Below are 328 nucleotides of genomic sequence, written 5' to 3'. Positions count from 1 at the left end.
TCTCCTGCCTCATTTGCATAAGTATAGGTTCCGTTATTGTTGTTTGTTATTGTTGTAACCGTTTCTTTTGCGTCTACAAATTGAGTCAATTCAGTTACAAACTTAGGATCGCTTAAAATTGTGCTTGCATTGTTGATTACATCCGCTACAACATCAATTGTAGTTTCTGTATCATTTTCGCTTTTATAAACATATTTTCCATCGTTGGCTGCGTTTTTCTCTAAGGTTGTCAGCGTTTCTGCATCTCCAACCATATCAACAAGTTTTATTACTGTTGCAGATCCGCTTTCTGGCTGATACGTTAATGTTTTTCCTGTCGCATCATAAG

General features: G+C 36.6%; 1 pseudogene. It reads right to left on the bottom strand.

The features are described from left to right. Positions 1-328: pseudogene (locus tag ACHRV0_RS21650) on the bottom strand (hypothetical protein); the annotation flags it as partial.

Origin of the sequence: Flavobacterium sp. FlaQc-30 (assembly GCF_044005885.1) — a bacterium.
Classification (GTDB): domain Bacteria; phylum Bacteroidota; class Bacteroidia; order Flavobacteriales; family Flavobacteriaceae; genus Flavobacterium.
The sequence above is the reverse complement of the archived record's forward strand: the minus strand, read 5'-3'. Positions and strand labels throughout refer to the sequence as shown.